The 14,289-nt window shown below is 44.9% G+C and carries 11 protein-coding genes; 8 read left to right on the top strand and 3 right to left on the bottom strand.

The window, feature by feature from the left end:
• The 7 genes from mrdA (at position 1) to lipA (ending at position 7,389) form a co-directional block, all read left to right on the top strand.
• Positions 1 to 1,884 (top strand): penicillin-binding protein 2, encoded by a 1,884-nt coding sequence (mrdA, locus tag CAG58_RS07645; RefSeq protein WP_161425607.1) that lies wholly within the window; start codon positions 1 to 3, stop codon positions 1,882 to 1,884.
• Positions 1,884 to 3,005 (top strand): rod shape-determining protein RodA, encoded by a 1,122-nt coding sequence (rodA, locus tag CAG58_RS07650; RefSeq protein ID WP_161425606.1) that lies wholly within the window; start codon positions 1,884 to 1,886, stop codon positions 3,003 to 3,005. The genes mrdA and rodA overlap by 1 nt, the downstream gene beginning before the upstream one ends.
• A 5-nt stretch (positions 3,006 to 3,010) precedes the next feature.
• Positions 3,011 to 3,808: a septal ring lytic transglycosylase RlpA family protein gene (locus CAG58_RS07655; protein WP_004395726.1), complete on the top strand. Its 798-nt coding sequence runs from the start codon at positions 3,011 to 3,013 to the stop codon at positions 3,806 to 3,808.
• Between the two features lie 127 nt (positions 3,809 to 3,935).
• On the top strand, positions 3,936 to 5,111 hold the full coding sequence (locus tag CAG58_RS07660; protein WP_040904560.1) for a serine hydrolase: 1,176 nt from the start codon (positions 3,936 to 3,938) through the stop codon (positions 5,109 to 5,111).
• A 170-nt stretch (positions 5,112 to 5,281) separates the two neighbouring features.
• Positions 5,282 to 5,560 (top strand): DUF493 family protein YbeD, encoded by a 279-nt coding sequence (gene ybeD, locus CAG58_RS07665; protein WP_072668655.1) that lies wholly within the window; start codon positions 5,282 to 5,284, stop codon positions 5,558 to 5,560.
• Between the two features lie 204 nt (positions 5,561 to 5,764).
• Positions 5,765 to 6,427 carry a lipoyl(octanoyl) transferase LipB gene (lipB, locus tag CAG58_RS07670; RefSeq protein ID WP_004395729.1) on the top strand — a complete coding sequence of 221 codons (663 nt, stop codon included), beginning with the start codon at positions 5,765 to 5,767 and terminating at the stop codon, positions 6,425 to 6,427.
• Entirely contained in the window at positions 6,424 to 7,389 is a 966-nt protein-coding gene (gene lipA, locus CAG58_RS07675) for a lipoyl synthase (RefSeq protein ID WP_004395730.1), read from the top strand. Before lipB ends, lipA begins: the two co-directional genes overlap by 4 nt.
• A gap of 112 nt (positions 7,390 to 7,501) precedes the next feature.
• Here the strand turns inward: lipA and glyA are convergent, their stop codons facing one another.
• Positions 7,502 to 8,752 carry a serine hydroxymethyltransferase gene (glyA, locus tag CAG58_RS07680; RefSeq protein ID WP_154168768.1) on the bottom strand — a complete coding sequence of 417 codons (1,251 nt, stop codon included), beginning with the start codon at positions 8,750 to 8,752 and terminating at the stop codon, positions 7,502 to 7,504.
• A 377-nt stretch (positions 8,753 to 9,129) separates the two neighbouring features.
• Here glyA and CAG58_RS07685 point away from each other — a divergent pair, with 377 nt between their 5' ends.
• Entirely contained in the window at positions 9,130 to 9,732 is a 603-nt protein-coding gene (locus tag CAG58_RS07685; protein ID WP_154168770.1) for a YitT family protein, read from the top strand.
• Positions 9,733 to 9,823: 91 nt separating this feature from the next.
• Here the strand turns inward: CAG58_RS07685 and vexH are convergent, their stop codons facing one another.
• Together vexH and CAG58_RS07695 are read right to left on the bottom strand one after the other, a co-directional pair.
• Positions 9,824 to 12,934 (bottom strand): vibriobactin export RND transporter permease subunit VexH, encoded by a 3,111-nt coding sequence (gene vexH, locus CAG58_RS07690; protein WP_161425517.1) that lies wholly within the window; start codon positions 12,932 to 12,934, stop codon positions 9,824 to 9,826.
• Positions 12,934 to 13,980, bottom strand: coding sequence for an efflux RND transporter periplasmic adaptor subunit (locus tag CAG58_RS07695; RefSeq protein WP_161425518.1), 1,047 nt, complete (start codon positions 13,978 to 13,980; stop codon positions 12,934 to 12,936). Before CAG58_RS07695 ends, vexH begins: the two co-directional genes overlap by 1 nt.
• Positions 13,981 to 14,289: the final 309 nt, after the last annotated feature.

Genomic DNA, 14,289 nt, shown 5'->3' on the forward strand with positions numbered 1-14,289 from the left:
ATGCTGCGTAAGCGAAGTCCAATCAGAGATTACCAAGCGGAAGCCCGACTGTTTCGTCGTCGAGCTATCGTCGCTTTCATGGGAATTGTCGTGGCAATGGGTGTGCTGATCACCAACCTCTATCATATTCAGGTGAAACAGTACCAAGATTACAAAACTCGCTCCAACGATAATCGCATTAAAATTGTCCCGATTGCCCCCAACCGTGGATTAATTTACGATCGCAATGGTCATTTACTGGCGGAAAATCGTCCTGTGTTTAACTTGGAAATTATTCCTGAACAAGTAAACAATATGGACGATACCATCGCTCGTCTGCAGCAAATTTTAACCATTCCAGAAGAACGAATTGCGGCGTTCGAAAGAGATCGCCGCCAAACTCGACGCTTTAATGCCATTCCTCTACTCACACAACTCAGTCATGAAGATGTAGCGAAGTTTTCCGTGCATCAGCATAATTTCCCAGGGGTATCGGTGAGCGCGAATTTAAAGCGTTTTTATCCTTATGGAGAAGTCTTAACTCATGTAATTGGCTACGTATCACGAATTAACGATCGCGATGTAGAACGACTACAACGTGAAGGTAAAGCCGCTAACTATCAAGCAACTCGCGATATTGGTAAGTTAGGTATTGAGCGTTACTACGAAGATCTGTTACACGGCACCGCTGGCTATCAAGAAGTTGAAGTTAATAGCCGTGGACGCATTATTCGGACCTTAAAATACGTGCCGCCGTCTCCCGGTAAAGATATTGTTCTTAACTTGGATATTGACTTACAGCTTTATATCCATCAATTATTGGACGGTCGCCGCGGCTCGGCGATTGTCTTAGATCCAGAAGATAACGGCATACTAGCGATGGTCTCAAGCCCAAGTTATGACCCGAATCCTTTTGTGCATGGCATTTCATCAACCGAATACAATAAGTTACTGAATGACATTAACCGTCCTTTAGTTAACCGAGCGACCTTGGGGATTTATCCACCAGCTTCAACCGTAAAGCCGTTTATTGCTCCAGCAGCATTACACGATGGCATCATTACGCCAAGAACGACACGTAACGATCATGGTTCTTGGCAAATCCCCAATTCCGACACGCGCCCTTTTCGAGACTGGCTGCGCTGGGGGCATGGCCGGGTTGATATCTTAAAAGCGATTGAAGAATCGGTAGATACCTTTTTCTACCAAATTGCTTACGATATGGGAATTGATAACTTATCGACTTGGATGATGCGTTTTGGGTTTGGAGATTTAACTGGCATCGATATTTTCGAAGAAAGTCGAGCCAATATGCCCACTCGTGAATGGAAAATGGCTCGTCATCGTACCCCTTGGTACAAAGGTGACACTATCCCGGTTGGAATTGGTCAAGGTTATTGGACCGCAACACCGATGCAATTGGCGAAAGCGACTTCGGTGGTTGCGAATAAAGGGAAAGTGATTGCCCCGCATTTACTGCGCTCTACGATTAAAAACGGTCAGCCTTTCTCGACTCAAAAAGAGACCGAATACGTAACCTTCCCTCCTATTGATGAAATTGATGACAAGTACTGGGATATTGCGATACAAGGGATGTATCTGGTTAACCACGGTAGTCGAGGCACCGCTCGACGTGCCTTTCAAGGCTTAAAATACAAAAGTGCCGGTAAATCAGGAACCGCGCAGGTCTTTGGTCTAGCAGAAGGTCAAGAGTATGACGCCGACGAACTGGCTGAACATTTACGCAATCATGCACTCTACGTTGGTTTTGCGCCCATCGATCATCCGAAACTGATCGTCAGCTTAGTACTCGAAAACGCAGGTGGTGGTTCCGGTGTTGCGGCTCCCGTCGTGAGACGTATTTTTGATCATGTGATCTTGAGGCCACAAGAGGATAAACCATAATGAAGATGGATCCCGCTACCGGACAAAACCGGGCTTTTTTTGAACGTTTGCATATTGATCTGCCCTTATTACTTGCTCTATTAGTGGTCATGGGATTTGGCTTGGTCGTGATGTACAGTGCTGGTGGACAAAGTTTAGCGATGATGGAGCGCCAAGCCATGCGTATGGTTATGGCGCTGTTAGTGATGGTTGGCTTAGCACAGCTCTCACCGAGAAGCTACGAACGTTTAGCGCCGCTGTTGTTTTTTTGTGGTGTGATATTGTTGCTGGGGGTACTCTTTTTTGGAGAATCCTCCAAAGGAGCACAACGTTGGCTCAATCTCGGTTTCATCCGTTTTCAGCCGTCAGAACTGCTGAAACTGGCTGTACCACTAATGGTGGCACGATATATTGGTCAACGACCTATTCCAGCAGATTTAATGACCCTAGCCGTCGCATTAATAATGGTCTTTTTCCCAGCAATATTGATCGCCAAACAGCCTGACTTAGGGACCTCCATTTTGATTGCAGCTTCCGGTGTTTTTGTTATTTTCTTAGCCGGTATTAGCTGGAAAATCATCTCGGCAGCCGTGATCGCCGTTAGTGCGTTTGTCCCTGTCATGTGGTTTTTCTTTATGCGCGAATATCAAAAAACTCGCGTACGTACCTTGTTTGATCCAGAATCCGATCCACTGGGAGCGGGGTATCACATCATTCAAAGTAAAATCGCGATTGGTTCGGGAGGCTTATCAGGTAAAGGTTGGTTACATGGTACCCAGTCTAACTTAGAGTTTTTACCCGAAAGGCATACTGACTTTATCTTCGCCGTCATTGCTGAGGAATGGGGGTTGATTGGCGTACTTGCTCTGCTCGCAGCCTATTTATTTATTATTGGCCGAGGGCTGTACCTTGCCGGTAGTGCTCAAACCGCTTTTGGTCGGATGATGGCGGGAAGTATAGTTTTAAGTTTCTTTGTCTATGTCTTTGTTAATATCGGCATGGTGAGTGGTATTTTACCCGTTGTTGGCGTCCCGCTGCCCCTGATCAGCTATGGCGGTACATCGATGGTGACACTCATGGCCGGATTTGGCATTTTGATGTCGATTCACACCCATCGTAAAGCGTTTTCTAAGGCGAATTGAACCGTATGAAATCATCTCACTATCCATTGCTCTTAAGCTTACTTTGTAGCGCTTTACTCATCGGTTGCAGCAGTAAACCAACCGGGCGTTACGCTTTATTTAATGACGTAGCGCCTAATACGCCGATTTCTGTCGCACATATTGAAGATGCCTATCCTCAATACGAACCCTACAGCTTAGGAGGAAATCGCGATTACACACTGCGAGGTGAGAGCTACCAGATCATTCGTAACCCCAAGGGGTTCACTGAGCGTGGCCAAGCGTCGTGGTATGGGAAAAAATTTCATGGCCATCTAACGTCTAATGGCGAAATTTATGACATGTATTCAATGACGGCTGCACATAAAACGCTGCCCCTGCCAAGCTATGTCAAAGTCACCAATTTGGATAATGGCCGAGAAGCCATTGTTAGAGTCAATGATCGTGGTCCATTTCATGAAGGGCGGATTATTGATTTAAGTTACGCTGCCGCGTATAAGTTAGGCGTCATTCAAACGGGGACAGCCAATGTTGACATTGCGGTCATTACCGTAGAAAGAAACAGCAATCGTCCTCTTAAAACACCGTTTGCCCAGTATGTTATTCAAGTTGCTGCCTCCCAGCATCAACAGCGAGTAGAGCAGTTATCCGCCGAGATGAGTGACCAACTGACGGTCCCAAGTTTTGTCGAGAGTAACCATCAACAGCATCGGTTATTTCTAGGGCCGTTTACTGACTATGCCCTGACGCAAGAAATACTTGAGCGTGTAAAATCGCTCGGTTACGACACCGCTTTTGTGAGAAAACACCACGCAAAACCGTAACGTCGATGCAAAGCAGATCGGTCTTCTCCTTTATCCGCTCAACGATACATGGAGGAATAAGCGGTCTGATTTGCAAGGTCGTTTCTGTTAAGCTATTCGATAACTAACCAATAGTTTTAATATTATTATGAAAAAAATCTCTCTATTTTCTGTTTTAGCGACATCTTTTGCGCTATCTGCTACGTTTTCAGCATCCTCTTTTGCTGCACCGACTGTCATTCCAGATGCCCCACAAATTGCCGCCAAAGGCTATGTGCTGATGGACTACCATTCAGGGAAAATCCTCGCTGAGAAAGAGATGAACACAAAGCTCTCTCCAGCCAGTCTAACCAAGATGATGACCAGCTATGTTATCGGCCAAGAGCTTAACCGTGGCAATATTTCTCTCGATGACGATGTGGTGATCAGCGAAAATGCGTGGGCGAAAAACTACCCCGATTCATCAAAAATGTTCATCGAGGTAGGCACTTCGGTTAAAGTCCGAGATCTGAATAAAGGGATTATTATTCAATCAGGTAACGATGCCTGTGTTGCGATGGCAGAACATGTCGCAGGTTCAGAAGATGCTTTTGTCGATCTCATGAATGCTTGGGCCAGTTCACTGAACATGACCAACACACATTTTGCCAATGTGCATGGACTCGATCACCCTGAACTCTACTCTACGCCTTATGATATGGCCTTATTAGGTCAAGCATTAATCCGAGACGTGCCAGATGAATACGCTCTCTACGCCGAGCAAAAATTCACCTACAACGGCATAACCCAATACAATCGTAACGGATTACTTTGGGATAAAAGTATGAACGTCGACGGCATTAAAACTGGCCATACGACTAATGCTGGTTACAGTTTGGTCAGCTCAGCGACCGAAGGCAACATGCGCTTGATTGCCGTCGTGATGGGGACTAAAGATATTAATTCTCGTAAAACGGAAAGTAAAAAGCTGCTCAGTTACGGTTTCCGCTTTTTTGAAACAGTCGCTCCGCACAAAGCAGGCGAAACCTTTGTTAACGAAACGATTTGGATGGGCGACAAACCAACCGTTGCACTGGGTGTAAAACAAGATACTTACGTTACGCTGCCACGCGGTCAAACCAAAGATCTGACGGCTAGCTTTGTCTTAGAAAAAGAACTCAAAGCACCAATCAATAAAGGGGATGTCGTGGGTACCCTCTATTACCAAGTACAAGGTAATGAAATTGCTCAATATCCTCTGATGGCGTTAGAAGATGTCAAAGAAGGTGGTCTATTAAGTCGTCTATGGGATTACTTAGTACTACTCTTTAAAAGCTTGTTCTAATTCCGAGTATTAAAGGGGTGGTAGACTCCCCCCTTTAACACTTGCTGCGATGTGGGTACGTCTGCTAGCTCAGCGAAACTCATCGCAGCGTTAGCCTATCGCCAACTTGAGATATCTTTAAATTGACGGTACTATCCGCCACCGCTTAAGCAAATCTTGGAGCTTTCACTATGATGACCATTAACTCTGATGCCAAATTAAAAGATCTTTTAGAGTTTCCTTGTTCTTTTACTTACAAAGTTATGGGCCATGCGAAACCTGAGTTACCAGAACTTGTGTTAGAAGTGATCCAGCGCCATGCTCCTGGTGACTATAGTCCGCGAGTTAAGCCAAGTGGCAAAGGCAACTACCATTCGGTTTCGGTGACCATCACGGCGACATCGATTGAGCAAGTAGAAACACTGTATAAAGAGCTAGGCGATATCGAGATCGTCCGTATGGTTCTATAACACTGAGTTGCAGCGAAACATCAAAAAAATTTTAATTGTTATACATTATTTTTAAAGCAGCATTATGCTGCTTTTTTTTATTTTTCATCACCTTAAATTACTCATAAAAAAAATGAGGTTAAAAAAATCCCCGAGATGAGTAGTTCAAAGCGTCTAAGATGTTTATAATCAAAAAACTTTATATATCACTGGTGGACAACGACAATGGATAATCCGCTTGTTATCAGGCGACTGGGTCGACAAGATTATTTGCCTGTTTGGCAAGCCATGCATCAGTTTACCGATCAACGTGATGAACAAACGGCCGATGAAATATGGCTTGTTGAACACCATCCCGTTTTTACCCAAGGTCAAGCAGGTAAAGCTGAGCATCTTCTCAATCCAGGAAATATCCCGGTCGTACAGAGTGATCGTGGTGGTCAAGTCACTTATCATGGCCCTGGTCAATTAGTGGTCTATGTGTTGATTAATTTAAGACGCAAGAAGCTCGGCGTTCGAGAATTGGTCACTGGTATTGAACAACTCGTGATCGACACTTTAAAAACCTATCATATTAATTCTGCCGCTCGTCCAGATGCTCCAGGTGTCTATGTCGATGGAAAGAAAATATGCTCACTAGGTTTACGTATTCGTAAAGGCTGTTCATTTCACGGTCTTGCCCTTAACGTCAATATGGATCTTTCTCCCTTTCTGCGCATTAACCCTTGTGGTTATCAAGGCATGGAAATGGTGCAAGTCTGCGACTTAGGTGGGCCAGATAACTTAGCAGAAATTGAACAGCAAATGATCCAAGAGCTTGTCCGTTTATTCGGTTATCAACAAGTCGAATTCAGCACAGAAGCACCTTTTATAGGTAAAATAGCATGAGCAAACCAATTCAAATGGAAAAAGGCGTTAAATACCGTGACGCCGATAAAATGGCACTGATTCCGGTGAAAAACATGCCGGTTGAGCAAAAAGAAGTGCTACGTAAGCCATCGTGGATGAAAATAAAACTCCCTGCCGATAGCCAGCGTATACAAGAAATTAAAGCCGCGATGCGTAAAAATAATCTTCACTCTGTCTGTGAAGAAGCGTCTTGCCCTAACTTGGCGGAGTGCTTTAATCATGGCACCGCTACGTTTATGATCCTTGGTGCTATCTGTACTCGACGTTGTCCATTTTGTGATGTAGCCCATGGACGCCCGAATGCCGTTGATGCCGCTGAGCCGAAAAAACTCGCTGAAACCATTCGTGATATGAAGCTCAAGTATGTCGTGATCACTTCCGTCGACCGTGATGACTTACGCGATGGTGGCGCTGAACATTTTGCAGACTGCAACCGCGAAATTCGCGCGCTCAATCCGGGGATCCGTATCGAAACCTTAGTCCCTGATTTTCGTGGTCGCATGGACATTGCGCTAGAAAAACTCAAAGACAATCCGCCAGATGTGCTTAACCATAACCTAGAAACGGCTCCACGCCTGTACCGTAAAGCGCGCCCTGGGGCAAACTATAAATGGTCTTTAGAATTGCTGCGTAAGTTTAAAGAGCAGCATCCTGATGTACCAACAAAATCAGGGATCATGATGGGCTTAGGTGAAACTAAAGAAGAGATCATCCAAGTCTTAAAAGATTTACGAGAGCATGGCGTGACGATGCTAACATTAGGTCAGTATTTGGCACCAAGTCGTCACCATCTACCCGTTGAGCGCTACGTGCCACCTGAAGAATTTGATGAACTAAAAGAGATCGCTCTTGAGCTTGGCTTTACCCATGCTGCGTGTGGACCTTTTGTTCGCTCATCTTATCATGCGGATTTGCAAGCGAAGGGATTAGAAGTCAAATAACCCTATCAAATCTATACGGTTATCAGCCTATCAATCAATATTGCTGATTGATGGTTATCACGTTACAAAAATGGCCCGCTTAGCGGGCCATTTTATCTACTATGACAAAGTATTAAGCGTAAACCGGTAAGCGTTGACAAATCGCTAACACTTTCTGTTTAGTCGCTTCGATAACCGCTTGATCGTTAGCGTTATCTAATACGTCACACATCCAGTTTGCCAAATCTTGTGCATCTTGCTCAGTGAATCCACGACGTGTGATCGCTGGCGTTCCAATACGGATACCCGAGGTTACAAATGGGCTACGCGGATCGTTGGGTACCGAGTTTTTGTTCACGGTGATATTCGCAGCCCCCAGTGCGGCATCGGCTTCTTTACCAGTAATGCCTTTATCGATCAAATCGACTAAGAATAGGTGATTCTCGGTGCTGTTAGAAACAATCTTGTAACCGCGCTCTTGGAATTGAGCCACCATCGCTTTGGCATTTTTTACTACGCGTGCTTGGTACTCTTTAAACTCAGGCTCCATTGCTTCTTTAAATGCTACCGCTTTAGCCGCAATAACATGCATTAATGGACCACCTTGCCCACCCGGGAAAACGGCCGAGTTAAGCTTTTTATACATCTCTTCGCCCGCATTGGACAAAATCAAACCACCACGAGGGCCGGCTAACGTTTTATGGGTCGTCGTGGTCACTACATGCGCATAAGGGAGCGGCGTTGGATAAACCCCAGCAGCAATCAAACCAGCGACGTGTGCCATATCGACAAAAAAGTAAGCGTCAACTTTATCGGCAATTTCGCGCATCCGTTTCCAATCAACGATTTGCGAATAAGCAGAGAAACCACCAATGATCATCTTTGGCTTGTGCTCAAGAGCCAGTGCTTCCATCTCTTCGTAATTGATCTTACCGCTTTCATCAATACCGTATGGGATAATATTGTAGTGCTTACCAGAAAAGTTAACTGGAGAGCCATGAGTTAAATGACCACCATGAGCCAGACTCATGCCTAATACAGTATCGCCTGGGTTAAGCAACGCCATATAAACGGCACTGTTAGCCTGAGAACCAGAGTGTGGCTGAACGTTAGCGTACTCACAACCAAATAGCTGACAAGCGCGATCAATCGCTAATGCTTCAGCTTTATCAACGTATTCACAACCGCCGTAATAACGTTTGCCTGGGTAACCTTCAGCGTATTTGTTGGTGAGCTGAGAGCCTTGTGCTTCCATAACCCGTGGGCTAGTGTAGTTTTCTGAAGCGATAAGCTCGATGTGTTCTTCTTGACGAAGCGTTTCTTCTTGGATTGCTGCGAATAACTCCGCATCGTAATCAGCGATATTCATATCACGCTTAAGCATCTGTATCTCCTGACTCAGATTTATCTGAAATTAGCTATCCCCAAACGACTTAGTATCTTTTGGGCATAAAAACCACACAATGACCCAACGCAAACGTTTTCGTCACCCTAATGGCGCGCATTCTACCTAATTTAACGTGTCTCATAAAGTGTAAATTACATAAAATATCATGCAGTTTTTTCATCATGACTAACGATAATAGTCCGCTTAACGTGAACCTATCGCTTAAGTGTCAATGTTACGCTTTACAGCCTGTAAAACGCCAATGACATAGATCTACCTTAATTTCACCTAGTATGCTACCGGAAATCGCGACTTTTCATTACTATAGCGCGCAACTATTCCCTCTAATCCGATTGATCTTTTGAGCTGTAGCAATGGATAAACACACCCACAAAGAAGATATAATCGCCATGCTGACTGGAACGTTCTTAGTAGCGCAAGGCGTCTTTTTTCTCCAAGCTGGAGAACTACTGACTGGCGGAACCGCTGGATTGGCACTGCTGATGACCCACTTTTTGCCTTGGTCATTTGGCTGGCTGTATTTTATAGCTAATAGTCCATTTTATTTATTAGCTTGGCGTCGTTTCGGTGGTCGATTTGCTATCAATAGCGCCTTATGCGGGGCATTAGTCTCGGTTTTTACTGATCATTTGGCCATGTTCATTACCCTTAGTGAGATAAATCCATTTTACTGTGCGCTGGCGGGCGGACTATTAATGGGCCTCGGCATGCTGATTCTTTTTCGTCATCGCGCGAGTTTAGGCGGTTTTAATGTCCTCTGTTTAGCGATACAAGATAGGCATGCAATACCTGCGGGTCATGTACAGATGGTGATCGACGGATTAATACTGAGTGCTTCTTTGTTCTTTATTAGCCCCAGTACAATGTTGTTATCCATTTTTGGGGCGATTATCTTGAATCTAGTACTGAGTATGAATCACAAACCCACTCGCTATAACGTTACTTATCAACCTTAAATCTAAGTGCTAGTCATGAAAAACGCCTTAAGCCGACATCGGTTTAAGGCGTTTTTCTTTATACGCTAATCAAAACAGCGCTCATTATTGATTAATGGGTTGCACGTGATTTCACATCATGACTGATCGCTTTATCCAATTCAGCAGCCACGTGGCCCGGTGAACGCGTCGTTTGTGAAATCAGTCGATACATCGCTGGAATAACAAATAATGTCACCAATGACGCAAACGCCATCCCAAAGAAAATCACGGTCCCGACCGAAACTCGACTTTCATAGCCCGCTCCTGTCGATAAAATCAGTGGTATCGCTCCAGCCAGAGTGGTAAACGCCGTCATCAGAATCGGCCGTAGACGTCGCGCAGCAGCATCAATGATGGCTTTCTCGAATTCATAGCCTCGATCGCGCAGCTGGTTGGCAAATTCAACAATCAGAATACCATTTTTCGTCACCATACCGATCAGCATGATCATCCCAATTTGGCTATAAATGTTCATCCCCTGCTCCATGACAAATAGCCCGACAAATCCACCGAACACGCCCATAGGCACAGTGAACATCACCACTAACGGATTGATAAAGCTTTCAAATTGCGCCGCCAAGACCAAATAGGCGACTAGCAAAGCTAATGCAAAGACAATCGCAACGCTGGATTGATTTTCTCGAAAATCTTTTGATTCCCCCGAGTAGCTGACGGTGATATCACTCGGTAATATCTCTTGAGCTGTCTTATCCAAAAAGTCGAGCGCTTGGCCTAAGGTATACCCCTCGGCAAGGTTAGCCGTCATAGTGATCGCTTTTTGCTTATTGTAACGCGCTAAACGAATCGAGGATGCAACCTCTTCAATATGGGTCAAAGTGTCTAAGGTCACTAACTCCCCTGATGCTGTTCGCAAGTAGATCTGACTCAAATCTGAAGCGTTATTGAAGCGATTTTCGTCACCACGTAAATACACATCGTATTCTTCTCCTCGCTCGACAAAGGTTGTGACCTTTTGTCCACCAAGCATCACTTCTAGGGTATTAGAAATCTCTTGTACACTGATACCGAGTTCAGCGGCACGCTGACGATCAACCGACACAACCAGTTCTGGCGTTTTCTCTGAATAATTACTGTCAACACCAGTCATCATCTGTGATTCTGTTGCACGCTGTTTAAGCACCTCAGTCCATTGTTGTAGCTCTTCATAATCGGATCCACCAAGAACAAACTGCACTGGTTCACTAGAGCCGCCTCTGAAACCCGGCATAAATGGGAACACACGCACATCAGGAATACCCGCCAGCGCTTGTCGTATATGATTCAAAGCCTGTTGAGCGGTGATATCGCGCTCATTCCAATCATCGAGGATCATGATCACAAAGCCGGTTTGATCGCCAGCGTTACCACCAAACGCTGGCGATTGAATACTGAAAGACTTTAAAAAGCCTTGGCCGAGTAATGGCATTAATCGTGATTCGACCAAATCCATATTAGCTGCCATGCGGTTATAACTGGTCGCATCAGCACCACGTACAAACGCAAAAATCACGCCGCGATCTTCAGAAGGGGTTAACTGAGCGGGAACCTGTTGATTAAGCGCATAGCTGCCCCCAACACAGGCGATGATCACTAACGGCGCGGCCCACTTTGCACGCAAAGCGAGTTGTAAAGCACGGCGATAGTTGGCTTCTAATCGAGCAAACAGTTTATCGACCATGCGATTAAAACGGTTCGGTTTGACATTGGCGCGTAAAATTTTGCTGCTTAGAACCGGGGTCAAGGTTAACGCGATTAAAGAAGAGAAAATCACGGACATCGCTAACAGAACCGAAAACTCAGTGAAGAGTAACCCTACCATGCCATCCATAAACGAGATCGGTAAAAAAACCATCACTAAGACCAGTGTGGTAGCAATCACCGCAAACCCCACTTCCTGCGCCCCTTTATAAGCCGCCAGCAAGGGTTTCTCTCCTTGTTCAATATGATGATAGATATTTTCCATCACCACAATCGCGTCATCCACCACCAATCCGATAGCTAAAATTAACGCCATTAACGTGATCAAGTTAATCGAAAAACCAAAATAATAGGCAGCAATCAACGACGATATTAATGAAACCGGCACGGTAACCGCAGGAATTAAGGTCGCACACGCTTGACCAATAAAAATATACAGCACCAGTACCACCAGCCCACCGGTAATAAAGAGCGTGCTATAGACCTCTTCAATCGAACGCTCAATAAACACCGTTGAGTCGTAATCAATCGCCAATCGAGTTCCTTCTGGTAAAAACGGCTGAACACGATCGACTTCCTGATGAATCCGAGCAGCTACCTCCAGCGGATTGGCGTCAGATTGAGGAATAATCCCCATACTGACATTGACCACTCCATCACTTTTAAAGGTCGAGTTTTCATTTTCCGCACCGATAAAGACATCCGCTACATCGCGCAAATAGATAGGCGTATTATCACTGGCTTGTTTAATCACTAATGACTGAAAATCCTCTTCACTTTGATAGCTTCTCGCCGTGCGTACTGACATCACCGTAGAATCATTACGAACTTGTCCGCCGGGGCTTTCAATATTTTCTCGCCGCAACGCATTGGTAATATCGGTGGTGGTGATACCGCGCCCTGCCATTTGTTCTGGATTAAGACGAACGTACATAACTTTATATAAGCCGCCCGAAATATCCACTGAGCTAACGCCACTGATCAAGCTAAACCTATCAACCAGTACGCGATCGATATAATCGGTAAGCTGAGTACGATCCATCGTGGATGAGCTTAAGTTAATGTATACCGAGGCCTCACCCGAACCATTATTCTTAAACACCTGCGGATCATCGGCTTGCTCTGGTAGTGATCGTTTCGCCCGCGCAACGGCATCACGAATATCGCTCACCCCTTCATTCAAATCGTAACCAAGCTTAAAGGTGACGGTAATTCGGGACATGCCATTACGGGTGGTTGAGCTAATTTCATCAATCCCACTGATCCCGGCCAATTGGTCTTCAAGTACTGAAGTGATTTGACTTTCAATAATGGTCGCAGAAGCACCGCTGTATCGCGTCGAAATTGATACGACAGGGCTTTCAATATCCGGCATTTCACGTACAGAAAGTTTAGAAAAAGAAACCAAACCAAAAACACACAATAGTAAGCTTAACACCACCGCCGCAACGGGGCGTTTTACTGAAATATCTGATAACAACATTATTGTGCGCCTTTCTTAACCGGTTGACCGTCAGCAGTAACTTCCCTTACGCTTAGCCCATCACGCATATTGACAATCCCTTGAACTACAATGCGTTGACCAATCTCTAAGCCTCGTTCAATCACCACTTGATTGTCGATTCGAGTGCCCAATAGCACCTCTGTACGAGTCACCCGATGATCGTCACCAACCACATAGACATAGCGTTTGGTGCCTGAATATTCTAAAGCTTGTACCGGGATGATCGGAGCTGAGATAGGCGGAAAGTCGAGTCGAGCAGAAATAAGCATCCCAGGTTTAAGACGTTGCTGAGGATTCTTAAACTCTATCCGCACGCGTAAATTTAATGTTTCTGGATTAATCCGTGAATCGATCGCAACGACTGTACCGGTGAAGACTTGATCAGGCCAAGCGGTCGTTTGTGCTAATACGGTCATCCCGCGTGATAAACTCGATAAATAACGCTCTGGTACATGCAAGTCTAAACGCATCACTGATAGGTTATCCAATGTCATGAGTTCGTTCCCGATACTCACTAATTGACCACGATTAAAATCAATGAAGCCAATCGTGCCATCAAACGGCGCTGTAATACGAAAATCAGCCAACTGAGCTTGAGCAGCCGCTAGTCTTGCTTGAGCAATATCAACACTCGAGCGTTGAGCGTCCAGCTCGGTTTGTGTAATCGCATTACGTTGCACTAAGCGCTCATATTCCGCGAGTTTACGCTGTTCATCACGCAAATAAGCTTGCGCTTCGCTGACGGCGGCTTGAGCTTTAGCATCGTGTAATGTCATCAGCAATTGATCTTTTTTAACCAACTGATTGCTTTTAACCATGATGCTATCGATTCGTCCAGCCGCCTCGGCCGAAATACTTATCGATTGATCAGCCACTAATTTACCAATTAACGATAAACGTTGAGAAATTTGATGTACTTGTACCGACTCAATCACCACAGGCGTCGCCATGGGGGCAGAAGCCATAGTCGAAAAAGTCGGCAATGAGATGAATAACAAAGCAACAAGTAGCGATATTTTTTTCATGATCAGGTTCAGGTAATAAGTTACTGATTCCATTGTAACCGTTTCTAAGAACAATAAACGTCAAGTAACGTAAAGATACTTTTAAAAACGGTAAGTTTACTCGTGTGAGTAAACTTAGAATAGAGGCGCTAACGTTCGCAATACTTTGATGATTGACGATAAACATCATTAATAAGGGCTTTGAGAGCAAGATGATGGCTTACACCATCACAACATAAGCAAACTAAGCATAATGAAGATAAACCTTAATATCTGCCATGTTCTGCCCAAAAAGCCAGCATTCAATTCAAAATCATCAAAAAAGGGTTT

It is taken from the genome of Vibrio sp. V31_P5A7T61 (assembly GCF_009904895.1).
In the GTDB taxonomy this organism is placed as follows: Bacteria; Pseudomonadota; Gammaproteobacteria; order Enterobacterales; family Vibrionaceae; genus Vibrio; species Vibrio metschnikovii.